This window comes from Pandoraea bronchicola (assembly GCF_902459805.1).
Lineage (GTDB): Bacteria > Pseudomonadota > Gammaproteobacteria > Burkholderiales > Burkholderiaceae > Pandoraea > Pandoraea bronchicola.
Map to the genome: position 1 here is coordinate 245,535 of NZ_CABPST010000004.1, position 24,748 is coordinate 270,282.

At 64.4% G+C, this 24,748-nt stretch carries 22 protein-coding genes; 1 reads left to right on the plus strand and 21 read right to left on the minus strand.

Annotation, left to right across the window (positions count from 1 at the left end; genetic code table 11):
• Window positions 1-32: 32 nt before the first annotated feature.
• The 5 genes from pcaD to pcaH form a co-directional block, all read right to left on the minus strand.
• Window positions 33-839, minus strand: coding sequence for a 3-oxoadipate enol-lactonase (gene pcaD / locus PBR20603_RS11230; RefSeq protein WP_150559601.1), 807 nt, complete (start codon window positions 837-839; stop codon window positions 33-35).
• 13 nt (window positions 840-852) lie between these two features.
• Complete coding sequence (pcaC, locus tag PBR20603_RS11235; protein ID WP_150559602.1) at window positions 853-1,278, minus strand: 4-carboxymuconolactone decarboxylase; 426 nt, start codon at window positions 1,276-1,278, stop codon at window positions 853-855.
• Complete coding sequence (locus PBR20603_RS11240) at window positions 1,275-2,651, minus strand: 3-carboxy-cis,cis-muconate cycloisomerase (protein WP_150559603.1); 1,377 nt, start codon at window positions 2,649-2,651, stop codon at window positions 1,275-1,277. The genes pcaC and PBR20603_RS11240 overlap by 4 nt, the downstream gene beginning before the upstream one ends.
• 155 nt (window positions 2,652-2,806) lie before the next feature.
• Window positions 2,807-3,397 (minus strand): protocatechuate 3,4-dioxygenase subunit alpha, encoded by a 591-nt coding sequence (gene pcaG / locus PBR20603_RS11245; RefSeq protein WP_150559604.1) that lies wholly within the window; start codon window positions 3,395-3,397, stop codon window positions 2,807-2,809.
• 3 nt (window positions 3,398-3,400) lie between these two features.
• Window positions 3,401-4,111, minus strand: a complete 711-nt coding sequence (gene pcaH, locus PBR20603_RS11250) for a protocatechuate 3,4-dioxygenase subunit beta (protein ID WP_150559605.1) — start codon at window positions 4,109-4,111, stop codon at window positions 3,401-3,403.
• 119 nt (window positions 4,112-4,230) lie between these two features.
• Here pcaH and pcaQ point away from each other — a divergent pair, with 119 nt between their 5' ends.
• On the plus strand, window positions 4,231-5,178 hold the full coding sequence (pcaQ, locus tag PBR20603_RS11255; RefSeq protein WP_150559606.1) for a pca operon transcription factor PcaQ: 948 nt from the start codon (window positions 4,231-4,233) through the stop codon (window positions 5,176-5,178).
• Window positions 5,179-5,190: 12 nt separating this feature from the next.
• Here the strand turns inward: pcaQ and PBR20603_RS11260 are convergent, their stop codons facing one another.
• From PBR20603_RS11260 to PBR20603_RS11335, 16 genes are all read right to left on the minus strand, one after another.
• Window positions 5,191-6,111: an amidohydrolase family protein gene (locus PBR20603_RS11260; protein WP_150559607.1), complete on the minus strand. Its 921-nt coding sequence runs from the start codon at window positions 6,109-6,111 to the stop codon at window positions 5,191-5,193.
• A complete protein-coding gene (locus tag PBR20603_RS11265) occupies window positions 6,108-7,856 on the minus strand; it encodes an acyl-CoA dehydrogenase family protein (protein WP_150559608.1) in 1,749 nt (582 codons plus the stop codon). The genes PBR20603_RS11260 and PBR20603_RS11265 overlap by 4 nt, the downstream gene beginning before the upstream one ends.
• A gap of 1 nt (window position 7,857) precedes the next feature.
• On the minus strand, window positions 7,858-9,717 hold the full coding sequence (locus PBR20603_RS11270) for a feruloyl-CoA synthase (protein ID WP_150559677.1): 1,860 nt from the start codon (window positions 9,715-9,717) through the stop codon (window positions 7,858-7,860).
• A 103-nt stretch (window positions 9,718-9,820) separates the two neighbouring features.
• Complete coding sequence (locus PBR20603_RS11275; RefSeq protein WP_150559609.1) at window positions 9,821-11,272, minus strand: aldehyde dehydrogenase; 1,452 nt, start codon at window positions 11,270-11,272, stop codon at window positions 9,821-9,823.
• A gap of 47 nt (window positions 11,273-11,319) precedes the next feature.
• Complete coding sequence (locus PBR20603_RS11280; protein ID WP_010804527.1) at window positions 11,320-12,150, minus strand: p-hydroxycinnamoyl CoA hydratase/lyase; 831 nt, start codon at window positions 12,148-12,150, stop codon at window positions 11,320-11,322.
• Window positions 12,151-12,289: 139 nt separating this feature from the next.
• A complete protein-coding gene (locus PBR20603_RS11285; protein ID WP_150559610.1) occupies window positions 12,290-13,432 on the minus strand; it encodes a porin in 1,143 nt (380 codons plus the stop codon).
• A gap of 156 nt (window positions 13,433-13,588) precedes the next feature.
• On the minus strand, window positions 13,589-14,845 hold the full coding sequence (gene mhpT, locus PBR20603_RS11290; protein WP_246174545.1) for a 3-(3-hydroxy-phenyl)propionate transporter MhpT: 1,257 nt from the start codon (window positions 14,843-14,845) through the stop codon (window positions 13,589-13,591).
• A gap of 303 nt (window positions 14,846-15,148) precedes the next feature.
• Window positions 15,149-15,691: a MarR family winged helix-turn-helix transcriptional regulator gene (locus PBR20603_RS11295; protein WP_150559611.1), complete on the minus strand. Its 543-nt coding sequence runs from the start codon at window positions 15,689-15,691 to the stop codon at window positions 15,149-15,151.
• 188 nt (window positions 15,692-15,879) lie between these two features.
• Window positions 15,880-16,245 (minus strand): response regulator, encoded by a 366-nt coding sequence (locus PBR20603_RS11300; RefSeq protein ID WP_039372237.1) that lies wholly within the window; start codon window positions 16,243-16,245, stop codon window positions 15,880-15,882.
• Window positions 16,246-16,292: 47 nt separating this feature from the next.
• Window positions 16,293-16,934: a chemotaxis protein CheX gene (locus PBR20603_RS11305; protein WP_150559612.1), complete on the minus strand. Its 642-nt coding sequence runs from the start codon at window positions 16,932-16,934 to the stop codon at window positions 16,293-16,295.
• 29 nt (window positions 16,935-16,963) lie between these two features.
• Window positions 16,964-17,545 (minus strand): hypothetical protein, encoded by a 582-nt coding sequence (locus PBR20603_RS11310; protein ID WP_150559613.1) that lies wholly within the window; start codon window positions 17,543-17,545, stop codon window positions 16,964-16,966.
• Between the two features lie 16 nt (window positions 17,546-17,561).
• Window positions 17,562-18,290, minus strand: a complete 729-nt coding sequence (locus PBR20603_RS11315) for a methyl-accepting chemotaxis protein (RefSeq protein WP_150559614.1) — start codon at window positions 18,288-18,290, stop codon at window positions 17,562-17,564.
• 98 nt (window positions 18,291-18,388) lie between these two features.
• Entirely contained in the window at window positions 18,389-20,812 is a 2,424-nt protein-coding gene (locus PBR20603_RS11320; protein ID WP_150559615.1) for an MCP four helix bundle domain-containing protein, read from the minus strand.
• Between the two features lie 317 nt (window positions 20,813-21,129).
• Window positions 21,130-22,767 (minus strand): gamma-glutamyltransferase family protein, encoded by a 1,638-nt coding sequence (locus PBR20603_RS11325; protein WP_150559616.1) that lies wholly within the window; start codon window positions 22,765-22,767, stop codon window positions 21,130-21,132.
• Between the two features lie 85 nt (window positions 22,768-22,852).
• Window positions 22,853-23,776, minus strand: coding sequence for an ABC transporter permease (locus PBR20603_RS11330; RefSeq protein ID WP_217425954.1), 924 nt, complete (start codon window positions 23,774-23,776; stop codon window positions 22,853-22,855).
• Between the two features lie 13 nt (window positions 23,777-23,789).
• Complete coding sequence (locus PBR20603_RS11335) at window positions 23,790-24,734, minus strand: ABC transporter permease (RefSeq protein WP_150559617.1); 945 nt, start codon at window positions 24,732-24,734, stop codon at window positions 23,790-23,792.
• Window positions 24,735-24,748: the final 14 nt, after the last annotated feature.

Here is a 24,748-nt window from a genome sequence, read left to right on the forward strand (position 1 = left end):
GCCCCCCCCCGCCCCGCCACCACACGCAGTGCTTACGCACTCGCCAGTGTCTTCCCTCGCAAGAAGCTCAGAAGCGCCTCGGTAACTGCCGGTGCGCACTCGATGTTCGACAGGTGTGCGCCCGGCACGATGACCTGTGCCGCCCCCGGGATTCGCTCGACCATCGCACTCGACATGGCTGGGGGCGTTGCCAGATCCCCCGAGCCGGTAATCACCAGGGTCGGCGCCGTGATCGAGGCGATCTCGTCAAGCTGGTTCATATCGCGCACGGCCGCACACGCCGCAGCGTAGCCATCTGCCGAGAGCGACCGGAACATCGTCTTCATGCGCTCGATAACGGCAGGCTCGCGCTGCGCGAATTCGGGCGTGAACCAGCGCGACACCACGGCGTCGGCCACAGCGTTCATGCCATCGGCCTGCACGGTGCGAATGCGGGCATTCCAACCATCCTCGCCACCGATATGTGCCGACGAGCAGACAATCGCAAGACGCTCGAGCCGGTGCGGCGCATGAATGCCCAGCCACATGCCCGTCATGCCGCCCATCGAGACGCCGGCCAGACTCGCGCGCTCGATACGCAATGCGTCGAGCAATGCGATCACGTCGCGTCCCAGTTGGTCGATGACGTACGGCCCCGGTGTCACTGACGAGCCGCCATGCCCACGTGTGTCGTAACGGATCACGCGGAATTCACGCGCGAGCGCGCTCACCTGTGGCGCCCACATGTCCAGCGTCGTGCCCAGCGAATTGGACAGCACGAGTGCCGGGGCGCGGTCGTCGCCGTCGACCGCCACACGCAGCGTGGCGTCGCCGATGTCGATAAGGCATTCCATCGTCATTCAGTCTGTCTCCTCAGCCTTGGGCGTCATCACGCACGCGAGTAGTCGAACCGGGCTCGGCGGCTTCCATCTCCGCGAAGACCTTCTCCGCGTCGTGGATCGCCTGATTGGCCGCGGGCAGACCGCAATAAAGCGCGGCGTGCATGAACAACTCCTTCATTTCGTCACGCGTCACGCCGTTGTTGAACGCGGCGCGCACGTGCATGCGGAACTCGTCGCCGCGATTGAGCGCGATGAGCAGCGACAGCGTAATCATGCTGCGCATATGACGCGTGAGGCCCGGACGTGTCCACACATCGCCCCAGGCAAAGCGCGTGATGAAGTTCTGAAAGTCGTCGTTGAATTCGTTGCGGCGCGTGAGCGTGCGATCCACGTGCGCGTCGCCGAGGACAGCGCGGCGCACCTGCATACCGTTGTCGTAGCGTTCCTGATCGTTCATTTGGATTTCCTGCCAGGTTGGGAGATGGGCACTACGGCGTCGGCAAGCGCGAGAACCCGGCTCACGAACGTTTCGGCGGCACCCAGATAGTGTTGCGGGTCCATCAGGCGCTCAAGAGCATCGCCGGACAGCACACGTGCGATCTCGTCGTCGTCACGCAGCACGTCGCGCAGATGGCGCCGCTGAGCAAGCGCGTCGCGGCAACAGGACTCGACGCGCCGGTGCGCTTCGAGACGCCCCATCGCCTCGCCAAGCGCCATCGTCACAGCTTCGGCCATGATGAGCCCGTGCGTCATCTCGAGATTCGCTCGCATGCGCGTCGTATCGACTGTCCAGTCGTCGACGAGTGTGCTCGCCGTGGCCAGCGCGCCGCCGCACAGCATGAGCAGTTCAGGCAGTGTCTCCCACTCGGCATGCCAGGTGCCCAGACCGCGCTCATGGTCCTGCTGCATCGCAGCGAACAGCGTGGCGGCCAGTTGCGGGGTTCGGGCGGCGGCGGCCAGCATCGCGGCGCATCCGACCGGGTTGCGTTTGTGCGGCATGGTGGATGAACCGCCGCGCCCCGGGCCGGAAGCCTCGGCAATCTCGCCCACTTCGGTTTGCGTCAGCATGGCCGTGTCGCGCGCGAATTTACCGAGCGAGCCGGTCAACGACGCCGCCCAGCCGCCGACGCGCACAATGCGATCGCGCTGGCCGTGCCACGGCATGGGCGCATCCGGCAAGCCAAGGTGCCGGGCCAGCGCTGCTGCGACCGCAGGCCCTTCTGTGCCGAGCGATGCCAGCGTGCCCGAAGCACCGCCAAACTGCACACACAGCGCCTGCTCACGCACGCTCGCGAGATCGGCGCGCGCGCGCAGCAAGGCGTCGAGCGTGCCCGCGAGCTTGAGCCCGAATGTGATCGGCAACGCATGTTGCAGCCACGTGCGGCCAACCATGACCGTCGCGCGATGCTGTCGCACCTGTGCGGCGAGTTGGTGGATGAGACCGTCGAGATCGGCCCCCATATCGTCGAGGGCGCCGCGCACTTGCAGGACGAGACCGGTATCGATGGCATCCTGACTGGTAGCCCCCCAATGCACGAAGCGGGCGGCGTCGGCATCGAGCGCCTTCACGCGAGCCGTCAGTTGCTTGACCAGAGGAATGGCGAGGTTGCCCGCAAAGGCCGCGTCATCGCGCAGGGCGGTCCAGTCGAGGTCGTTGGCGCGGGCCGCCGCGGTAATGGGGGCAACAGCAGCGGCCGGAATCACACCGGCCTCGGCTTCGGCGGCAGCCAGCGCCACTTCGAAGTCGAGCATGCCCTGGAGCGTGGCCTCGCGCGAGAAACGCGCCGTCACGGCAGCGCCGCGCAGCAAGGAATCAAGCAGTTCCGTCATCGGAGAATCGATGGTGGTTAAGGTCTGCTCACGCAAGTTCCAGACGCGTGGTCAAACCCTTGTACATTGCAAAAATGCAGATACGGCCACGGGCCGCCGGCACTTTCATGCCAGCAGCCCGAAGCCGCGCCAGTTTCAGCCTTGCACGACCGACTTCACAGATCGAGGAAAACCGTCTCCTCGTCGCCCTGCATGCGGATGTCGAACCGGTACGTCACACGGCCGCCGCTCACTTCGCGGCGTGCGATCAGCGTGTGGCGACGCTCGGCCGGCACTTGTTGCAGCACCGGGTCGAGCGCATTGGCCTTTGCCTCGTCGTCGAAATAGATACGCGTAAACAGATGATTGAGCAAGCCCCGCATCGTCAGAATCACATCGATGCGCGGCGCCTCACCCGGCGACGTTGCGCCCGGCTTGATCGTCTCGATGACGAAGCGGTTCTCGGCGTCCGTACCGGTGCCGCAACGGCCTGCGCCGGCAAAGCCGGTACGCTCGATCTCGTCGGCGTTCTGCACGTAGCGGCCATGAGCGTCGGCCTGCACGACCTCGATCAGGGCGTCGTTGATCGGATGGCCTGCGCCATCGAGCACTTGTCCGATCAGACGGATGGCTTCACCTTCGGCGCGATCGAGCGCCACGACAGGCGTGAAAGCGCTCTTGAAGTCGTAACGGTACTGCTCCGGCGAGAGGCCATAGGCGAAGTAGGGACCGACGGTCTGCGACGGCGTTTGCTGATAATCGGACATGGCTCAGGACTCCATCGGCGTTTGGTCGGCACCGCGCAGCACGATGTCGAATTCATAACCCAGTGCGTACTCGGGCTCGGTGATGTCCATCGAGAAGCGCGCGATCAGACGGTCGCGGGCATGCGCCGGTGTGGCCTGGAAAATCGGATCGTAAGCCAGCAGCGGATCGCCCGGGAAATACATCTGCGTGACGAGCCGCGTCGCGAAGTACTGACCGAACACCGAAAAGTGCAAATGCTGCGGACGCCAAGCGTTGTGGTGATTCTTCCACGGATAGGCGCCGGGCTTGATGGTCAGGAATTTGTAGCGGCCCTGTGCGTCGGTCAGGGCACGGCCGGCCCCGAGGAAGTTCGCGTCGAGCGGTGCATCGTGCTGGTCGACCTTATGCACATAGCGGCCACACGCGTTGGCCTGCCACAGCTCCACGAGCGTGTTCGGCACCGGACGGCCGCCTTCGTCGAGCACACGGCCCGTCACGATCATGCGCTCCCCCAGCGGCTCGCCGTTGCGAACCGCGTTACGCGTGAGATCGCTGTCGAGCTCACCGATGAGGCCGTGACCGTAGACCGGCGAGCGCAGGTTCGCGAGGTTCTGCTTGACCGGTACGAGCAATTGTTTGGGGCCGCGCAGCGCCGTGGACTTATACCCGCTGTCGATGAGCTTGGGATGAGAATCCCAGTCGCGGGGGCGCAGGACGGTGGTCGTTTCCGACATGGTCTCACTCCATTTTGTGTTGACGGATCTGGCTTGCCGCCAGCTTGTTTTCGACACTATATCCATAATCAATGGATATATTTATTGACATTTTATTAGGTTTTTCATAACTTTTCGGCATGGAAAGACACCGACTCGACGGGCGAATCAAGCTGCGTCATCTGCAATGCCTGCTGGCCGTGGCACAGCACGGCAGCCTTCAGCGCGCGGCCGAAGCGCTGTCCATCACGCAACCGGCGGTCAGCAAGACGATTGCCGAACTGGAAGGACTGCTCGGGGTGCGGTTGTTCGATCGCGGACGCAATGGCGCGCGGCCGACCGCGCAGGCCGAGTTGTTCTTGCGGCATGCGGGGGCAAGCGTGAGCGCGCTGCGTCAGGGCATCGACGTGCTCTCGCGTGCCGTCGGCCAGACCGGCGGGGTGATCGAGATCGCCGTGCTCCCCACGCTGGCCGCCGCCATGATGCCCGGCGTGCTCGAAACCTTCCGGCGGGAATGGCCGGGCATCGTGGTGCAGGTCCACACCGGCGCGAACCAGCAGTTGCTCACGCAGTTGAAATCCGGCGAGATGACGCTCGCACTCGGCCGGATGTCCGACCCAGAGAGCATGGCTGGACTCACGTTCGAGCATCTGTGCGCGACACCGCTCTGCGTGGTCGTGCGCCCGGAGCACCCGCTGGTGCAGCAGCGCAGCGTGTCGATGGCCGATCTGGCGGAGCATCATGTGATCCTGCCGCCGCACGGCACGATCCTGCGTCATACGGCCGACAGCTTCCTGCGTGCGCACGGCGTAGGCACGCTCGACGACTATTCGGAACTGCTGTCGATGTCGCTCGCGCGCGCCATGACCCTGCGTGACGACGTCGTCTGGATCGCCTCGGAAATCACCGTGCAAGACGATCTCGCCGACGGCGTGCTGTGCGCGCTGCCCTTTGCGACGAAAGGCACCGAAGAATCCATCGGCATTTTGTGGCGCAATGATACGGTGCCGACCCCGCCGGAGCAGACCCTCATCAGCGCGATGCGCGAAGCCGCACGCGTGCGCTACGGCGCTCAGGGTCTGCGCTGAGAACGCCATGGGTCACGCCTGTGCCGCTATCGCACCGGACACAACGTGGGTCTGTGCGGGCGCGAGCCCAAGCATCCTCACCGCATTGTCCTTGAGCACCAGCGGTTTGACGTCATCCCGAAATCCCGCCGTCTCGAAGTCGCGCAGCCACCGATCCGGCGCGATGAGCGGGAAGTCCGATCCGAACAGCATCTTCTCGCGCAACAGCGAGTTGGCGTACTGAATCAGCTCCGGCGAGAAATACTTGGGCGACCAGCCGGAAAGATCGATGTAGACATTCGGCTTGTGCAGCGCGATCGACAGGGCCTGCGATTGCCACGGCCACGACGGATGGGCAATCACGATGTTCATGTCCGGGAAATCGGTCGCGACGTCGTCCAGATGGATCGGCTCGGAGAACTTGAGCCGCAGCCCGCCGCCCCCCGGCATCCCTGAGCCAATGCCCGAATGCCCGCTGTGGAACACGGCCGTGAGCTTGTACTCCGCAATCAGTTCGTACATCGGATACGCCATGCGGTCGTTGGCGAAGAACCCCTGCATGGTGGGATGGAACTTGAAGCCGCGCACGCCGAATTCCTCGACGAGCCGCCGCGCCTCGCGCACGCCCATGCGCCCTTTGTGCGGATCGATGCTCGCGAACGCGATCATGATGTCCGCGTTCTCCTGTGCGAAGCCCGCAATCTCCTCGTTCGGAATACGGCGACGGCCGATGTTCGCCTCGCAATCGACCGTGAACATCACGAAGCCGATATTGCGCTCGCGGTAGTGTTCGATGGTCTCCGGGATCGTCGGCCGGCGATTCTGCCTGAGGACCGTGCCGAAGTACTTGTCGGCGGCATCGTCGAAAGCTTTGCCGAAGAGATCCGGCGGCTGGCAGCACGACACTTCGGCGTGTACATGCGTATCGATGGCGACGAGGGGGTCGAGATTCATTCAGCCGTCTCCGGATCGTGAATTTGTGCCTCAACGATCGCCATCGCGCAGCGCGTCCGGGGCAGCTCGAACTTCAGCCAGTAGCGCGCGGCACGGCGCTTGTGATCTTGCACGGCGTCGTTCGTCGTCGCCGCACGAAGCTCGGCCTGCGCCGCCTGTGCCCACAGACCGGCCATCGATAGCCCATGCACCACGCGCATCACCTCCCCAGCCACACACAGCGCCGCACGCGGCGACGCTTGCGCCAATGCAATGACCGACGGCAGCAACGAAACCCATGCATCGAGCGTCGTGAGCACGGCATCGAACGCCTTGAGCGAAGCATGAGCCCGCACGTCATTTACTTGCACGCGCACCCAGGCGAGCCATTGCAGCAACGTCGCCCCGTCGTCGCGGACAATCTTGCGCAACATCAGATCGATGGACTGAATCTCGTTGGTCCCCTCATAAATCATCGGGATTCGCGCGTCACGCAGATATTGCGAGATGCCGGTCTCTTCGACATAGCCGTAGCCGCCGAAGACCTGCAACGCGGCGCTCGCGCCTTCGAATGCCTGCTCGGTGAGCATCGCCTTGACGACCGGCGTGAGCAGTGCTGCCAGCGCATCGGCCTTCGTGCGCGCATCGGGGGTGTCTGCGTGATGTGCCTCGTCGACGGCGAGCGCGGCGCGATACAACAACAACCGCGCACCTTCGACCGCGACCCGTTGCCCTTCGAGCAAACGCCACACCGCCGGATGCTGCGCGATGGGTGCCCCCGCAGCGGCGCCAGGCACGCGCGACTGAACGCGCTCTCCGGCATGCCTTACCGCCATCGCATAGGCGTTCTGTGCCAGTCCGACCGCGGACGCCCCCACGTGCAGACGCGCCGAGTTCATCATCGCAAACATGGCTTCGAGTCCGCGATGCGGCTGACCGATGAGATATCCCGTCGCGCCCTCAAACGCCATTGAACATGTGGCGCTGCCGCGAATTCCCATCTTGTGCTCGATGCCGGTGCAGCGCACCGCATTGCGCTCGCCATTGGCAAGTCGCTTCGGCACGAGAAACAGCGACAAGCCGCCGCTTCCGGCAGGTGCGTCCGGCGTGCGCGCGAGCACGAGATGCACGATGTTCGGTGTCAGATCCTGCTCGCCGCCGGAGATGAAAATCTTCTCGCCGGTCACGCTGACCGTGTCGTTCGTGCCATCGACCCACTCGGCGCGCGTGCGAATCTGCCCCAGATCGCTGCCCGCGCCCGGCTCGGTCAACGCCATCGTGGCAAGCCAATCGCCACTCACGAGCGGCCCTAGCCAGGCATCGCGCAACGCGTCGCTGCCGAACCGATGCACGCATTCATACGCGCCGTGCAGAATGCCGGGATACATCGTCCATGCCAGATTCGCACCAGCCGTCAGCTCCTGCACCGCCACTTGCGCGACGACCGGCAGTCCCTGGCCACCCAGCGACGGATCGCACGGCAGCGACGGCCAGCCAGCCTCTCGATACTGACGATAGGCGTCGGCAAATCCAGCGGGCGTGCGGACCTCGCCGTCGCGCCATGTGCAGCCTTCGCGGTCGCCGACAGCATTCAGCGGCGCGAGCACTTCACGCGAGAAGCGCGCCGCCTCGTCGACCACCTGCACCAGCGTTGCCGTATCGAACTCGCGGAACGGCGCGAGACGCGTCAGCGCCTCACCGACCCCGAGCTTGTCCAACACGAACGCGATATCGTCTGCCGCACTTTGCCACTCCGTATGGCCCATGTCAGCACCTTGCCGGAGCGAGAATGATGTGGGGGCCTTCCGTCTGCGCTGCGTGCAACGCATCGACCGTTACCGCGCGATGGTCCTGCACGGCGCGCTGGTTGATCGACCCCTTGTCGGTCACTTCGCCCCGGTCGAGCGAGGGTGGCGAATCGAGCAGCATGAGGCGTGCGACGTAAGTGGCGCTGCCGCCCGCCGAGGCATTGAGCTTCTTCAGCAATGCCGCGAACGCTTCGCGCACCGGCTCGGCGGCGAGCACGTCTGCCAGCGGTGCGTCCTTCGCCAGACCGCTCAGACGGCGGCAGTCCTCGACGCGCGGGAAAACCATCAACCCGATGTCGTCGCGATTGATGCCCGTGACCACGGCGTCTTGCACATACGGTGCGCCTTCCGAAATCACCCGGGCGCGCAACGGCCCAACGCTCACGAACGTGCCCGAACTCAGCTTGAAGTCCTCGGTGATGCGCCCGTCGAACTGAAGGCCGATCTCCGGCTGTTGCGGGTCGACGAACGTCGCGGCGTCGCCCGTGCAGTAATAACCCTCTTCGTCGAACACCGGATCACTGGCCTCGTGACGCCAATATCCCGCCATGACGTTCGGGCCGCGAAACCGGACTTCCAGCTTGCCGCCCACCGGGGCCAGCTTCACCTCGCAGCCCGGCGCGGGCAGGCCGATGTAGCCCGCTCGCATGATGGGCCCGGTGGTGAACATGCAGCTCGGCGACGTCTCGGTCATGCCGAGTCCGGACATGATCCGGATGCGCTCGCCGCAGTGCTGCTCAGTCACGCGCTCAAGCCGGTCCCAGGCCGCCTGCGACAACCCCGCACCGCCGAAGAAATAGAGATTCACGCGCGCGAAGAAGCGCTCGCGCAACGCGGCGTCGTTCTCGAGCGCGATGGCGAGATCTTCCCATCCCTTCGGCACGTTGAAGTACACCGTCGGGGAAATCTCGCGCAGATTGCGCAGCGTCTCCTCGAACTTTCCGGCCACCGGCTTGCCATCGTCGATATAGAGCGTGCCGCCGTTGTACAACGCGATGCCCACGTTGTGGCTGCCGCCGTAGGTGTGATTCCACGGCAACCAGTCCACCAGCACCGGCGGCGCCTCGCCGAAGGTCGGGAACGTTTGCAGCAGCATCTGCTGGTTGCTGCACAGCATGCGCTGCGTAGTCGGCACGGCTTTCGGCTGGCGTGTCGAGCCGGACGTGAACAGGATCTTGGCGATGGTATCGCCGTTGATCTGCGCATGCGTCGCGTCGATATCGCGCGGCACAGTGTCGAGCAACGTGTCGAACGCCAGCGCGCCGCCATCGCCGCTGGCGGTCACGCGAATCACGTCATCGCCCAGCACGGCATCCATGGCGCGTCCGTAGGCATTGACGTCGGTCGCATAGACAAGGCCCGGGCGCAGCACGCCAAGCGTGTGGCGCAGCTTGCCGAAGTCCGTCGACACGATGGAGTAGGCTGGCGAGATCGGCGCGAACGGCACGCCTGCGTACATCGCGCCGAGCGCCAGTTGGAAGTGCTCCAGATCGTTGCCGGACAGAATCGCAATCGGACGATCTGCCGACAGTCCGCGATCACGCAGGGCCTGGCCGATGGCGCGCGCACGCAGCAGCATCTGCGCATACGTGATACCGACCCACGCGCCGTCGGGACCGCGCCGCGCGATCAGCAACCGGTCCGGATGCCGGGCCGCGCCCGACACGAGCCTGTCGGTCAGCCGCTCGGGAAAGTCGCCGAGCGCTTCACGTGAGCGCAAATACCAAAACTCGCCGTCGCGCAGCACCTCTACGCCGGGATTGCCGATGGTCACCGCACGGTAGCGATGCGCCGCGATGTCCGACATCTCTGCCGGCATCGTGTTGTTACCTTGATTCAAAACGCTGTCTCCTGCTTCAATCCCGCCGAGGCGCGCTCTGGGTCGCGTTCGCGTGCGGGTGCATCCTCATCCCGTGGGGCCGTCAGATCGGGTAGTGACGCGGGGTCGTTTGCACCGTGATCCAGCGAAGCTCCGTGAACTCGCCGATGGACGCCTTGCTGCCGAAGCGACCGTAACCGCTCGCCTTCACGCCGCCGAACGGCATCTGCGCTTCGTCGTGAACCGTGGGGCCATTGATGTGGCAGATGCCCGACTCGATGCGTCTGGCCAACTGCATGGCACGCGACACGTCGCGACTGAAGATCGCCGCCGACAGGCCAAACTCGCTGTCATTGGCCACCGACACGGCTTCGTCATCGCCCTGCACGCGCTGGATCGTCACCACCGGGCCGAACGATTCTTCGCGATACAGACGCATCGCCGGCGTAATGCCATCGACAATTGCTGCCTGCATGATCGCGCCGTCGACGCGACAGCCGAGCGGCAAACGCGCGCCATGCTCGCGAGCATCCTCGACGAGCGCCGCCACGCGCGACGCCGCCTGCGCACTCACCATCGCGCCGAGCACGCTGCCGGGCGACGTTGGCGGCCCGGCGTGCAGCTTGGCTGCCTTGGCGGTGAGCTTCTCGACAAAGGTGTCGGCAATGCGCGCGTCGACGATGACCCGCTCCGTCGACATGCAGATTTGCCCCTGATTGAAGAAGGCGCCGAATGCAATGCCGTCGACCGCAGCGTCCAGATCCGCATCGTCGAGCACGAGTACCGGTGCCTTGCCGCCCAGTTCCAGCAACGCCGGTTTGAGATGCTCCGCGGCAAGGCGCGCGATGATGCGGCCCACATGAGTCGAACCGGTGAAGTTCACACGGCGCACGGCCGGATGCGCTATCAGACGCGCCACGATCTCGCCGGCATCCTCCGGCGCATTCGTGACGACGTTGACCACCCCATCGCCAAGCCCGGCCTCGTGCAGACAGGCGCCGATCAGCGCATGCACGCCCGGACATTGTTCCGACGCCTTGAGCACGACCGTGTTGCCACACGCGAGCGGCATGGCCAGCGCACGCGTGGCCAGAATGACCGGGGCATTCCACGGCGCGATACCCAGCACCACGCCCACCGGCGAGCGCACGGCCAGCGCGAGGCTGCCGGGGACGTCGCTGGGAATGACGCTACCGTCGATCTGCGTGGTCATGGCCGCCGCTTCGCGCAGCATATTGGCCGCGAGCATGACGTTGAAGCCATACCAGTTGGCCATCGCCCCTGTCTCGGCAGCGCCAATGGCAATGAACTCGGCCGCGCGGCTGTCCATACGTTCCGCAGCCGCGAGCAAACGCTGGCGACGCGCCGTGGGCGAGAGTGCCGCCCATGCGGGAAATGCCGCTTGCGCCGCGTCGACTGCCGCGTCGGCATCCGCCAGCGTGGCCGCCGGTGCGCGCGTGGCGACCTCGCCCGTCACCGGGTCGATTCGCTCGAATGTCGCCCCGCCCTGTGCGCCACGCCACTGGCCGCCGATCAGCATTTGCACTTCATGCATTGCGCGATTCCTCTTTCGTCTGTTCGGTCACGGAGAATTGCCGCGCTTCAGCGCTTGTAGGCTTGCAGACCCGGCTTGATCGACTTGTCGTCGAGGAACTGCTTGAGACCCTGCTCGCGGCCATGCTCCGGGTCACGCAGTTGCGCCTGATCGAGCTTGGCGTACAGATAGTCTTCGCTTTGCTCCCACGTAAGTTCGCGCGCGCGCTTGAAGCCGTGCTTCGCGGCACGCAGCACCACCGGGTTCTTTTCGAGCAGCTTGGCAGCGAGCGCCAGCGTGGCGTCGCGCAGTTGGGCGAGCGGCACGCTCTGGTTGACCAGCCCCATGTCGGCCGCTTCCACGCCAGTGAACGTGTCGCCGGTCATAATGTAGTGCAGTGCACGACGGTGGCCGACCGTGTCGGCCATCGCCTTGCTCACCAGGTTCCCCGGCGGAATGCCCCAGTTGATTTCCGACAGACCGAAGACGGCCTCATCGGCGGCAATCGCCAGATCGCAGGCCACCAGCGGAGAAAAACCGCCGCCGAAGCACCAGCCGTTGACCATGGCAATCGTCGGCTTCGAGTACATGCGCAGACGGCGCCACTGCCAGTCCGACGCGTCGCGGCGCACACGCTCCTGAACGATCTCCGGTCCGCCGTCGATCTCGCGGAAGTACTCCTTCAGATCCATGCCGGCCGTCCACGCCGAACCCGCGCCCGTCAGCACGACCACCTTGATGTCGCCGTCGAGTTCGACGGCATCGAGCACCTGATTCATTTCGGTGTTGAGCGTCGGGCTCATCGCATTGCGTTTCTCCGGGCGATTGAAGATGACCCAGCCAATACCGCCCTCGACCTTCACGTCAACCGTTTTCCAGCGTCCTTCGTATGCATTCATTTGCGTAATTCCCAAGTGTGCGGGGCAACTTGCGCCGCGCGCCGGGAGTGGCGCGCGGTGTTGCCAACACACACATTTAATATCAGGCAACCTTACATTGCAAGGATTGCTTTTTCAGTGGAAACCCTTACCTGAGGTGTCAGAACGTATGACGCATGCCAAGCATCACGCCGGCCTGGCCTTCGCCTGCGGGCGGCGTGGTGCCGCCACCGCCGCCACTGACCGAGTACGCGGCACGGGCGCTGTTGAAGAGGTATGCCCCTTGCGCGTAGACAGCCGTGCGCACCGAAAGCGAATACGTGGCGCGCAGCGTGGTCATGGTGCCACGCGTGTCGTGATCGCTGTTGATGATGCGATAGACCTCTGCGTCTACCAGCCAGGCAGGCGTGACGTTGTATGCGGCGCCGAGATAGAACAGATTCGAGTGCGTGTTGACGGCAGACGTCGAGACACGACGGCCGAGCCATCCACCGCCGACCTTTAACGCACCGTATTTGTAGTACGCGCCGAGGGTCGTGCGCGTGTCTTTGTCGCCGCTGCTGGCGAACGCCGAAGTCGCCTGCCCGTCGAAGAAGTTGGCCGCCGCATTGGCGCCGCCGCGCTGTTCTTCATACGACGCGGCTACGCCGAAATTGCTCGCGTCGTACTTGAGCATCACCGACCAGTCGCGGCACTGCACCGACTGGCCCGGCACCTGCCCCGCGCACGTGCCCTGCCCCGGCGAGTTGCCCGTGCCGGCGGAATCGCGGCCGAACGAATAGCCTGCGCCGAAGCTCAGCCCCTGCCAGCCGACCTGATATGTGATCGAGTTGTCGGTGCGCGCGTTGGGAATATAGGCATCGAACGAGCCCATGCCGTAGATGTCCGGGCCGAGTATGTCGGAGCCCAGCAGCGCGTAGTACGTCATGGTGTATTGGCGGCCAAACGCCAGCGTACCGTACGGCCCCTTTACGCCCACGAAAGCCTGACGGCCGAACATTCGCCCGCCCTGGCCGAGATCGCCGCCGCGAATGTTGAAGCCGCTCTCCAACTGAAAGATCGCCGCAAGGCCGCCGCCGAGATCTTCCGTGCCGCGCAGCCCCCAGCGCGACGGCAGTTCGCCCGTCACCCCAGGCATGCGCAAGACAGCGCCATTCGGGCTCGCATGAGAGACGTACTCGATACCGGTGTCGACAATGCCGTACAGCGTGATATTCGATTGCGCGCCAGCGATGCCGGGGGCAGCCAGCGCAGCGGCTGCACCCAGGGTTGCGAGCGCACGAGTGCGAGAGGGAAATGCCATGCGAGTCTCCAGAATATTAATGTCGTTATGTATGCAAGCTAGCTTCGGCGGGTGCTCGCGACGAGCGCAGATTGCGCAGCGCGTGCAAGAAAAAACGCGACGGGGCAGCCGAATGCCGTCCGTCGCGTGCAAGCGAGGCCAACCGGTTGATGCAGGTCAGTCAGCCGCGCGGGGACGACGGATGAGCGTGAGTGCGGCCAGTGCGGCCACGATCGTCACGGGAATGCTGGCGCCGATCACCACGGCTGCGCTGCTGCCCACCGCCAGCAGCATGCCGGCGGCGAGCGGCCCGACCACCGAGCCGATACGCCCGATGGCCACGGCCGCGCCCACACCGGTGCCACGCATGGCGGTCGGGTAGTAGGCGGCAGCGAGCGCATAGAGCACCGACTGGCCGCCGATGATGAACATGCCCGCGAAGAACGCCGCCGTGGCCAGCACGCCGAAGCCTTGCGCTGCGGCCAGGCCCACGAGCGACGCGATCATGCCCAGATACATACCGCCGATCACCAGCGACATGCGAGCGCGATCCATCAGATAGCCAAGTGCAAGCACGCCGACGGCGCTTCCCACGTTGAAGAGAATCTGCACCCAGCCGATTTCGCCGCGCGCCAGACCACGCGATCCCATGAGCGAAGGCAGCCAGTTGAGCAGGAAGTACAGCACGATGAGCGTGCAGAAGTAGGACAGCCAGAGCTGGACGGTCGAGACGCCGCGCCCCTCGGAGAACAGCACCGACGTCATCGGCGCCGGCGTGGCGCGCTGGCCTTGCACGGTCGAAGCGGCAAACGCGCGCGACTCGGGCAGGCACCACGCCAGCACCGGCAGCAGCAGCAGCGGCCCAACGCCCCCCACATAAAAGATGTGCCGCCAGTCCGCATCGCTCACCGCCAGCATGCCGATCGTGGCTGCGATACCGCCCCCCAGCGGAATGCCGCAATACATGATGCTCACGGCCGTGCCCCGCAAGCGCGGCGCCACGGCTTCCGACGACAGCGCAATCAGGTTCGGCATCGCCCCGCCCAGCCCGATACCCGTAAGCACCCGCACGATCACGAGCATCCAGAAGTCCGACACGAAGGCGGTAGCGATCGACAGTACGCCGAACAGCGCCGCCGAGAGCATCAGCACGCGCTTGCGGCCGATGCTGTCGGCCAGCCGCCCGCCCACCATTGCGCCGGGCAGCAGACCGAACGTGCCCGCCGAGAACGCAATCCCCATTTGCGCAACGCTCAGACCGAACTCTTTCGCCATGCCACGCGCCGCGACGCCAACGGACTGAAGGTCGAGACCTTCGAGCAACGCCACGGCAAAGCACAACGCCAGCGTCAGCACGACCGGACTGGCGCCGCTCGCCGTGCCCTCCGCGCCTAAAGGCAACGCTCGTGCGCCGCCGTCCCGATTCGATTCCATGGTGTCTCCTGTGATCTTCTTGATGGACGTCGGTCACCACCCTGCGGGGCAGCGCCTGATACGAAATCAGTCGACACCGGCGACAACACACGCAGGCATACGTCAGCACGGCCCATTTGATCAGGAAACCTGATATTAAAGGCGCAGGTGCGACGGATACGGCGATGCCGCGAGCGCGGCTCGTCGCTGTCGTCTTACCGTGTCACTGGGATTCGGTCGCGCGTATCTTCGCGTCGACGGACTCCATTTAATATCAAGCTACCTGACAATACAAGCAATCGGCAGGTCAGGACAAACCCGGAGTCAGTCGCGCAGATTTCGCACGAACATTTCGAGATGGCGTTGCACGGCTGCCGCGTCTTCGCGGCTCACGTCGGCACGCATGCGCGTGTCGATTTCCTTGGCCACGGCCTCGCACTGCGCAAGCACGCGACGGCCCTCGTCGGTCAGTTGCAGCAATACAATGCGGCCGTGATTGGGGTCGGGCTCGCGCGTGATCCATTGGCGTTGCGCCATGATGCTCACGACCTCGTTGGCCGATTGCGGGGTAATGAACGAGCGTTGCGCGAGCTGCGCGTTGGAGAGCTTGCCCCGTGCGTCGAGTACCGAAAGCGCGGTGAACTGTGCCAGCGTGAGGCCGAGCGGCGCGAGCGCTTCCGACATGTGGCGGCGCAACAAGCGGTCAAGGCTGGCAATGACATACGTGAGTCGCAGTTTGGAGCGGCGCGGGCGCGCATCGGCTGAGCCCGACGCTTCCTCGAGCGCTTCGCTGCCGGTTTCCGGCGCGACGAGGTCGCGGGAAACGGCCGCTGCGGCGGACTTCTTTTTCTGGGGTACGACGCTCATGATGAGAAGGCGATGAAGCGCAACAGGTGTGCGCAGACTTTCGCGTAGTGCGGGAAAGTCAGCAGTGTAACGCCGCCGTCGCGCGGTGGCGACGGTCGGCCTGCGATTCACCCCGACGATGAGCGCCGCTGCCGGCCCGGCTCGCCCGTCCTCCCCAACCGAGAAGGCCGGGCGTGCGGCAGGTGATGTTAGCTGGCGAGCTTGCGGAACGTCTCGAGCACGGCGTCGCCCTTGAACGGCTTGACGATCCAGCCCTTCACGCCCGCTGCCTTGCCGCGCTCCTTCATGGCCGGGCTGCTTTCGGTGGTGAGCATCACCACGTTGACGGTCTTGTTGGCGAGTTCGCCGCGAATCTTCTCGACCATCGTCAGGCCGTCCATATTCGGCATGTTCACGTCGCTGATGACGAGCTTCACGCCCGGGCTCGCCTTGATCTTGGCCAGGCCGTCCTTGCCGTCGACGGCCGTGTCCACATCCAGGCCGTTCTTGCGCAGGAAGCCCGCGACTTCGTCGCGCACGGTGCTCGAGTCATCGACCACGAGAATCTTCGACATGGTGTTGTCCTTGTGTGTAAGAGAGAGTAGGTAGCCGAGCCGGGATCTCAGAACAATTCCAGCGCCCCGGTCTCGACGGGCTCGGTGACCGCCTGCGCAGCTTCGCGAAATGCTTCGGGCGACCAGTTCAGACTGAAAACGAAATGCTGATGCAACGTCACGATCTGTCCGTTGACGGGATCGGTAAGTCGATAGACGAAGCACAACTGCGGATTGTCGGTGCCGAACGAGATGTACTTCTGCTTGTGGTTGATGAGTAGCGGTACTTGCACCTGCGCGCGGTCGACCGCCAACGGATCGCCCATGTAGCGGTTCTTGAACGCGCCCCAGATCAGATTCGTCAACTCGCCAAGCATGCCGTTGAGTTCGCGAAAGCCCGCACGGCCTTCGCAACGGCCGGTGTGCTCGAGCAGTTGCATGAACGGCACCTGTTCGGCCTGCATCATCATGTAGCCCCGGCACCAGGCACTCTCGAGCGGTATCAGGCTGAAGACTTCGCCAAAAATGATGCGATCGCGCTCCACGCTCGGCGGCTCGCAGCGCATGGCGATCTCACCGAACAGGCCACGGAACACGCCATCGGTGATATCGATCATGCCGCGCACAAGCGCTTCAGGGTATTCATGCTCGACACTGTCTTCGAGGATCAGGAACTGGCTGACCGACTCGCGGGGGGTGCTTCGGTTCATTGTCGTAATTTCCTATGGCGTACGCCGATTCAAAACAGTTCCAGTTCGCCGCTGCTGTCTTGCGTTTCGCTGACCTCGGCAGTGAAGTCGAGCGGCGCATGGGCGCAGATGCACAGCGTGGCAGCCAGGCGCACCGAGCCTTCGAGCGTGATGTCCCATGACGCCAGATGATTCGGCTTGAGCTGCACGAGGTGAGGCACGCATCGCGCGCTCAGTACGTAAGGGGTCGACATACCCAGATCGGGGAAGTCGCTGAGCAGTTCCTGATTGATCGCCCCGCAGCAGAGATTGCTGATTTCGAGGAAGATTTCGCGAAACGGCTTGTCCTGATCGTCACCCGCGAAATACCGCGTGGTGACGTCATCCTCGTCGAAATGCAGCGCCAGCAGCATGCGAAAGCCGATGGATGAGATCGTGAGCACGACCACGTTGGCGTGACGCGCCACCAGATCGACATCGGCATCGGTATCGGTATCGGATGCGGCCGAGTCTGTCTGGCGGACCTTGAGCGGCACGATGTCGCACGAGGCGCCTGGCGTGCGCGCCAGCCGCGTGCGTACCGCCTTGTGCAGAATGCGTTCGAAACTGTCGCGTGCGTGAGCGCTGATCACAACGAAACCTGCCTGCTTAGTGAAGACGGGAATGCAACTGCTGCGCCAACGACTCGACGCTCGAGAGCGATGCCGCAATCATCTTGCCGCCCGCCTGAATGTCCTGAAACGTCGCCGTGGTCGTCACATCGTTGCGATGCAGGCTGTCGCGATAGCTCTTCGAGAGTTCTTCGGAGCGGGTCGCGAGCGCACGCACTTCGCCGGCGACGATGCCGAAGCCTCGTCCGGCCGTGCCTGCACGCGCTGCTTCGATAGACGCATTGAGCGACACGATCAGCACGTGCCGGACAATCGACGCCAGCTCGTGGTTCTTGGCGTGCATGTCCTGGTTCTGCGTCATGAGCGAGATCATCTGCTCGTGCCAGCGCTCGAACGTCGCCGCCAGTCCGCGCAGCCGCGCGGCTTCTCCGGCAATGCGCTCCGCCTCGGCTTGCCAGAGGCCCTTCGCCTCGAGCACGGCCGCTTCCGACTTGCGTGCCGCCTGCAAGTCCAGCTCGGCTTGCGCCAGGCTCGCCTGCTGCGCGGCAAGTGCCTCGCCGTATGCCTGCGCCGCGTCCTCTTGGCTTGCGACGGCCAGGCGCTCACGTTCGAGCGCCTGCTCCAGCGCTTCGTCGTGCGTCCCGGTCAGCGCGCGCCAGTGCGCCGTGGCCTGCGCCATGCGCCAGCGGTGCGCGAAAAACGCCACAGCACTTGTGCCGAGCGCGCCGGCAAGCGCACCTGCCAACAGCCATTCCACTGCGTCCATACTCCATTCGTCTCCGAAAGCGGCGTGGCGGCCGCAGCCCCGCAGGGTCTGCGCCGCCTTGCCCATCGTGCTCACTGCGTCAACGATCTGGCTGCGCCTCAGACCTTGTCCGCGGGCGAGAGGTCGTCGCGCGAGGCTGCGCGCTCCCCTGCATCGATCGCGGGCAGGTCGATGGCATCGGCCGCCACACTGTTCAGGTCGAAGCCATCGACCACGAGGTTGTCGGGCAGGCACACCACTGTCTGGAACTGACGGAATTCAGCGCCCTTGCGCTCGTCAGTGAAGCGAAGTTCGATGCGGCCGTGTTCGCGGCGCACGAAGTCCTGCACGGCATCCATGCCCACGCCACGCCCCGATACCTCGGTGACTTGCGCTGCCGTCGAGAAACCCGGACGGAAGATGAACTGGGCAATCTGCTCGTCCGTCACATACGTCTCGGCGGTAATCCAGCCACGCTGCACGGCGATGTTACGGATGCGGTGCAGCGCCAGTCCGCGGCCATCGTCGGTGAGCGTGACTTGCAGCATGTTGTGATCGAGGCCGACTTCAATGTCGATGGTGCCGGCCGCCGGCTTGCCCTTCGCACGACGCTCCTCTGCACTCTCCAGCCCGTGGTCCATCGAATTGCGCAGCAAGTGCATGAAGACGTCGCGCAGAATCCGCACCGCCGGCGAGCGCAGGCGGTAGCCGTTGTCGTCGATACGCACGGCCGGGGCCGGCTTGCCCAGCTCGCTTGCAAGCGACGGCAGCGAATCGAGCACACCGCCCAGCGCTTCGCCCACGCCCTCGGTGCCCAACAGACGCAGCGTCTGGTGAACGGCGTCGCGCATGGCAACGAGTTGCAGCGGATCGTTGGGGTCGGCCGCTTCCAGCATGCGCAGACTGGCACGGATGTGTGCACGGTCGACGACCATCGACTGTTCGTCGGCGGTTCTGCCCGGCCCCTTGCGGCCAAGGCTCATTTCGTTGATGTGCGCGTAGGTATCGACCGCTTCCCGCACGCGCTCGAGTTCGCGCATCAGACCATCCTGATCCCACAGCCGGGCCACGTCGGGCTGGCGCAGCTCGTGATAGCGCTGCTCGGTCTCGTGTACGACATTCGTCAGATACTGCAGGTTGTACGTGCGCGCGTTGCCCTTGATCGTGTGCATATTGCGGAACAGCTCCGCAATCGCCGCGCTGTCGGCTTGCGAGTGCTTGCGGATAATGCGTTCGTTCTCGCGAATGAAGCCGGTCGAGCTTTCGATGAAGTGATGGAACTTCTCCTGGCTCACCGCCAGAATCTCGCCGATCATCTCCAGACGCTGCTTTTGCTCGTTGGCTTCGGCCGCGAGTTCGCGCAACTCCGTCACGTCGCGCACGCACAGCATCAGGCGCAGGATCGTGTCGCTCTCGTCGGTGATCGCCGACCACGTCAGATCCAGTTGCTTGATGCGGCCGTCGGGCATGCGCTTGCCGATCTCGCCGACGAGCAGGTGTTCGTTGAAGGCGAAGTTGATGGCATCCTGCCCGATACAGGCATCGACGGCGGCTTCGACCTGCGAGAGCGCATCCGAACCCAGATCGCTGTCGCCGAAGACCAGTTCCATGACGGGACGCCCGGCAATGTCCTGCGTCTCGAAGATCGCTTCGAGGTAGGCCGAGTATTCGCCGTGTACCTTGGAGCCATCGACGACCGTCAGAATGCCCTGCTGCATGTTCTGCAACATCGCCTGAATATCGGCCGTCTTCTGCTTGAGCTGTGCCGAGCGCTCCTGAATCTTCTCGATCATGCCGTTGAACGCCACGATCGAATGCCCAATCTCGTCCATGCGGCCGACCGGCACGCGACGGGTGAAGTCCTGACTGTTCGCGATCTCGCTCATCATCGCCTGCATGCGCGAGAGCGGACGCGTGATCTGGCGATACAGCAGCGCACCGATGGCGGTGAGCAGCACGATCGCCAGCCCGGTGACAAGGGCGATGGCCGTCGTGGTGGTCGAGAGCGTGTCGTTGAGCGTGGCAATGGCCGAGTCCTTCTGGCGATTCTTCTCGACACGCAGCGTGTTGACCACGCCTTCCAGTTCGTCGCGATACTGCGCAACCATCGCGAACAGGAAGGCCTGCGCCATTTCGGTCTTGCCGGCTTGCTTGAGCTTGGCGGTGTCGTTAATGGCGTTGAAGTAGTTCTCGACACTCTCGCGGGCCTGCGTCACCAGCCCCTTTTGTGCATCGCTCGCAGCGCCTTGCGCCTGGCGGGCGAGCGACTGGTCGATTTCGCCGTGCAGTTTCTTGAGATTGTCGAGCGCCTGTTCGACGACGGTGTCGTCCGGCGCGTAGACCAGCGTCATGGTGGCGATCTGGACCGCCTTGACCTGCGAGACGAGATCGGCGGAAGCCAGCGCGCTTGGCACCACACCTTCCGTGACTTGCCGCACCTTCTGAGCGCTGGCGCGGGTCTGATAGACCGCGTAGCCACCAATGATCGAGAGCGCGACAAACGTCAGGATCACCAATAGCGTTATTCGATGACGGATTGTCATTGCGTCATTTCCCCGGGTCGCACCGGCGCCCGGTGCCACGCGCGAATTGACGCAGTAGATCGGCCGCCGAATTAGTTTGTAGATTCCTCGTGCGACGTGATTATTGCGGGTGAACTGTGACGATTCGATGAATCAACAGAAGCTTCACGTATCCTCGATCCGGTAGTGCCGTGTAGGAATCCGAGACGAGTGAGCGCATACCAACACCGCAGCGCGCCTCGCTCAAGTCCTCACAACGTCCCCCACAAACGACAACAGCGCCGGTGGCGCGGTGCAAGACACACCGCGTCACCGGCGCTGCCGGCAAAGCCGCTCGCTCAGAAGCCTGCGGCCAGACCGTCGCGACGGCTATCGCTGGCGGCGACGTAGCCGCGATCCGGGTCGTTGCGATCCAGACGCCAGATGTACTGGCCCGAGCCGAAGTCCATGTACGGGTCGTCAATGGACTTCAACTGATGGCCCATCGCCACCAGTCCGGCGACCGTTTCGCGGTCGAGCGTCGATTCGATATCGACAGTGAAGTCTCGATTGACCTTCCAGCGCGGGGCGTCGCACGCCGCCTGCGGCTGCTGGCCGTAGTCGATCATCCGCACGACCGATTGCAGATGGCCTTGCGGCTGCATGTCGCCTCCCATCACGCCGAAGCTCATCACCGCCTCGTGCCTGCCGTTCACTTTCTGCGTCAGGAACGCCGGAATGATCGTGTGGAACGGACGCTTGCCGCCCTCGACCACGTTGGCCGACTTCGGATCCATCGAGAAACCGCAGCCACGGTTTTGCAGCGCGATGCCCAGGTCGGGCACCACGACGCCGGAACCGAAACCCATGTAGTTCGACTGGATGAAGCTCACCATCATGCCCTGCTCGTCGGCCGACGTCAGATAGATGGTGCCGCCGGACTTCGGCATGCCAAAGTCGAAATGCGATGCGCGCTCGGGGTTGATGAGTTTCGCACGCGCGGTAAGGTAAGCGTCGTCGAGCATCTGCTCAGGCGTGACTTCCATCGAACGCGGATCGGCAACGTATTTGTAAAGATCGGCGAACGCGAGCTTCATCGCCTCGATCTGCAAATGCTGCGAATGCACCCGGTCGACCGCCAGACGCGACACGTCGAACTTTTCGAGAATGCCCAACGCCATGAGTGCCGCGATCCCCTGCCCGTTCGGCGGGATTTCATGCACGGTGTAGCCGCGATAGTCCTTCTCGATGGGCTTGACCCAGTCTGCGCGGTAGTTGCGCAGATCGTCGGTGGTCATCGCCCCGCCGTGCTCCGCCGACCATGCGGCAATGCGCGCCGCGATTTCGCCTTCGTAGTAGGCGCGCGGCCCTTCCTTCGCCAACATGCGCAGCGTGCGCGCATGGCCCGGCATGCGGATCATCTCGCTCGTCGTCGGCGCGCGGCCGTTCGGCATAAACGTCTGCGCGTAGCCCGGAAGGTCCTTCAGCTCCGGCACCGCCGCCGCCCATTTACGCGCGACGATATGCGCCACGGCATGCCCGCGCTCGGCAATCTCGATCGCCGGGGCCATGAGATCCGCAAACGGCAGCTTGCCGAACTTCGCGTGCAACGCTTCCCAGCCCGCGATCACCCCGGGCACGGTCGTGGTGTCGACACCGCGCATCGGTTGTTTCGCGATGCCATGCTGCTCGCCGTACTTCTTGCGGAAATAGTCGACGTTCCACGCGGCCGGGGCGACGCCCGACGCGTTCAGGCCGTGCAGTTCCTTGCCGTCCCAGATCAGCGCGAAACAGTCGCCGCCAAGGCCGTTGGAAACCGGCTCAACGACGGTCATGCATGCGGCGGCGGCAATGGCGGCGTCGACGGCATTGCCGCCCTGCCACAGAATGCGCAGACCGGCCTGCGCAGCAAGCGGGTGCGACGTCGACACGATATTGCGGGCGAACACCGGCATGCGCGGCGTCGGGTACGGATTCTGCCAATTGAATTGCGTCATGGGACTCGCTCTTGACCTCTGTCTCGAAGGGTTGGAATGCATCTGCCGGGCGGCGATGTGGACGATTATCGCGTCTCTCGTCTCGCTATTGCTCTCGCGGATCGAGCGCGTCGCGCAAGCCGTCGCCCAGCAGATTGAAGCCGAGTACCGTCAGGAAAATGGCGATACCGGGGAAAATGGACATCCAGGGCGCCTGCTCGACAAAGTCCTTGGCCGTATTGAGCATCGAGCCCCAAGACGGCAACGGCGGCAATTGCCCCAGCCCCAGAAACGATAGACTCGCCTCGGCAATGATGGCGGTCGCCACCGTCAGGCTCGCCTGCACGATGATCGGCGGCAGCACATTGGGCAGGATGTAGCGCACGATGATGCGCGTATCGGTCAGGCCGATGGCCCGCGCACCTTCCACATATTCTTCTGCCTTGACGGTGAGCGCCTGCGCGCGCGCGAGTCGCACGAACCGCGGCATGGCGGATACCCCGATGGCGATCATCGCGTTCGTGAGGCTCGCGCCGAGAAACGCGGCCATGGCAATCGCGAGGATCAGAAACGGGATGGACAACAGCGCGTCGGCCAGACGCGAGATGATGGCGTCGATCCAGCGGCCGAAGTAGCCTGCGAGCAAGCCCAGCGGCACGCCGACGATCACCGCAATGCCGACCGACACCACGCCCGCCGCCAGCGACGCACGTGCACCGAAGATCATGCGAGCGAGCACGTCGCGACCCAGCTCGTCCGTGCCAAACCAGTGCAGCGCGCTCGGGGCCTGACGCACCGTCATGAAACTCGTGGCGATCGGGTCGTACGGCGACAGCCACGGCGCGAAGATGGCGACGATCACGGCGAACGCCACGATGACGGCCCCCGCGACGGCCGCCCGGTTACGCGCGAACTTGCACAGCCCGCGATGACGGCGTCGCGGCAGGCGCTCGGCGCCGGCCACGGCCGTGACGGGACGCCCCCCTTCTGGAGTCGGTGATGCGGAAGATGTCGTTGGCAATGCGGCCATGTTCGAAGAGGTCTCAGGCGCGACGCAGGCGCGGGTTGAGCAGGACGTAGAGCACGTCGGCCAGCAGGTTCAGCACGATGAAGCCGGCCGCCGTCACCAGTACAACGCCCTGCACCACCGCGTAGTCGCGATTGAACACGGCGTCGACGATCAGCTTGCCGAATCCCGGGATCGTGAAGACTTGTTCGGTGAGCACGGCACCGGCGAGCAACTCGCCAAAGAGCAGCGCGAGCACCGTCACGATGGGAATCAAGGCGTTACGCAGCGCGTGTTTGAGCACGACGGTGCCACGCAGCAACCCCTTCGCGCGTGCCGTGCGGATATAGTCGGTACGCAGCACACCGAGCATGGCGCTGCGCGTATGGCGCATCAATTGCGCGCCCAGCGCCGCCCCAAGCACGAACGCGGGCATGATCATCGTCTTGAAGCTCATCCACAGATCTTCACCCGGCGGCACATAGCCCGACGAGGGCAATAACTGCCAACGCACCGAGACGAGAAAGATCAGCAGAATGCCGAGCCAGAAGTTGGGGATCGACATGCCCGACAGGGCCAGCACGTTCGCGCCGTAATCGACCGCCTTGCCGCGATTGGCGGCCGACAGAATGCCCAGCGGAATACCGATCCCGATGGCGATCACCAGACCGAACATCGCCAGTTGCAACGTCACGGGCAGCTTCTGCGCAATGAGCGTCGTCACCGGCTCCCCCGTGCGCAGCGATGTGCCGAGGTTGCCGTGCAGCACATCGCCGATCCAGAGCGCGTACTGCGTGGGCAACGGCTTGTCGAGGTGATACTTCTCGCGCAGTGCGGCGATGACCTGCGGGTTCTGGTCCTCGCCGGCCATCGCGAGCACGGGATCGCCGGGCAACATCTTCTGAAGCCCGAAGATCATCATCGACACGATGATGAGCGTGGGGATCGCAACCAGCGCACGATGAACGACGAGGCGCAGCATGGCGGCTCCTTCTC

Bases quoted from the DNA above. Each gene is read 5' to 3' on its own strand.
- pcaD (WP_150559601.1), bottom strand. From the start codon at position 839: ATGACGATGGAATGCCTTATCGACATCGGCGACGCCACGCTGCGTGTG.
- pcaC (WP_150559602.1), bottom strand. From the start codon at position 1,278: ATGAACGATCAGGAACGCTACGACAACGGTATGCAGGTGCGCCGCGCT.
- PBR20603_RS11240 (WP_150559603.1), bottom strand. From the start codon at position 2,651: ATGACGGAACTGCTTGATTCCTTGCTGCGCGGCGCTGCCGTGACGGCG.
- pcaG (WP_150559604.1), bottom strand. From the start codon at position 3,397: ATGTCCGATTATCAGCAAACGCCGTCGCAGACCGTCGGTCCCTACTTC.
- pcaH (WP_150559605.1), bottom strand. From the start codon at position 4,111: ATGTCGGAAACGACCACCGTCCTGCGCCCCCGCGACTGGGATTCTCAT.
- pcaQ (WP_150559606.1), top strand. From the start codon at position 4,231: ATGGAAAGACACCGACTCGACGGGCGAATCAAGCTGCGTCATCTGCAA.
- PBR20603_RS11260 (WP_150559607.1), bottom strand. From the start codon at position 6,111: ATGAATCTCGACCCCCTCGTCGCCATCGATACGCATGTACACGCCGAA.
- PBR20603_RS11265 (WP_150559608.1), bottom strand. From the start codon at position 7,856: ATGGGCCATACGGAGTGGCAAAGTGCGGCAGACGATATCGCGTTCGTG.
- PBR20603_RS11270 (WP_150559677.1), bottom strand. From the start codon at position 9,717: ATGCCGGCAGAGATGTCGGACATCGCGGCGCATCGCTACCGTGCGGTG.
- PBR20603_RS11275 (WP_150559609.1), bottom strand. From the start codon at position 11,272: ATGCATGAAGTGCAAATGCTGATCGGCGGCCAGTGGCGTGGCGCACAG.
- PBR20603_RS11280 (WP_010804527.1), bottom strand. From the start codon at position 12,150: ATGAATGCATACGAAGGACGCTGGAAAACGGTTGACGTGAAGGTCGAG.
- PBR20603_RS11285 (WP_150559610.1), bottom strand. From the start codon at position 13,432: ATGGCATTTCCCTCTCGCACTCGTGCGCTCGCAACCCTGGGTGCAGCC.
- mhpT (WP_246174545.1), bottom strand. From the start codon at position 14,845: ATGGAATCGAATCGGGACGGCGGCGCACGAGCGTTGCCTTTAGGCGCG.
- PBR20603_RS11295 (WP_150559611.1), bottom strand. From the start codon at position 15,691: ATGAGCGTCGTACCCCAGAAAAAGAAGTCCGCCGCAGCGGCCGTTTCC.
- PBR20603_RS11300 (WP_039372237.1), bottom strand. From the start codon at position 16,245: ATGTCGAAGATTCTCGTGGTCGATGACTCGAGCACCGTGCGCGACGAA.
- PBR20603_RS11305 (WP_150559612.1), bottom strand. From the start codon at position 16,934: ATGAACCGAAGCACCCCCCGCGAGTCGGTCAGCCAGTTCCTGATCCTC.
- PBR20603_RS11315 (WP_150559614.1), bottom strand. From the start codon at position 18,290: ATGGACGCAGTGGAATGGCTGTTGGCAGGTGCGCTTGCCGGCGCGCTC.
- PBR20603_RS11320 (WP_150559615.1), bottom strand. From the start codon at position 20,812: ATGACAATCCGTCATCGAATAACGCTATTGGTGATCCTGACGTTTGTC.
- PBR20603_RS11325 (WP_150559616.1), bottom strand. From the start codon at position 22,767: ATGACGCAATTCAATTGGCAGAATCCGTACCCGACGCCGCGCATGCCG.
- PBR20603_RS11330 (WP_217425954.1), bottom strand. From the start codon at position 23,776: ATGGCCGCATTGCCAACGACATCTTCCGCATCACCGACTCCAGAAGGG.
- PBR20603_RS11335 (WP_150559617.1), bottom strand. From the start codon at position 24,734: ATGCTGCGCCTCGTCGTTCATCGTGCGCTGGTTGCGATCCCCACGCTC.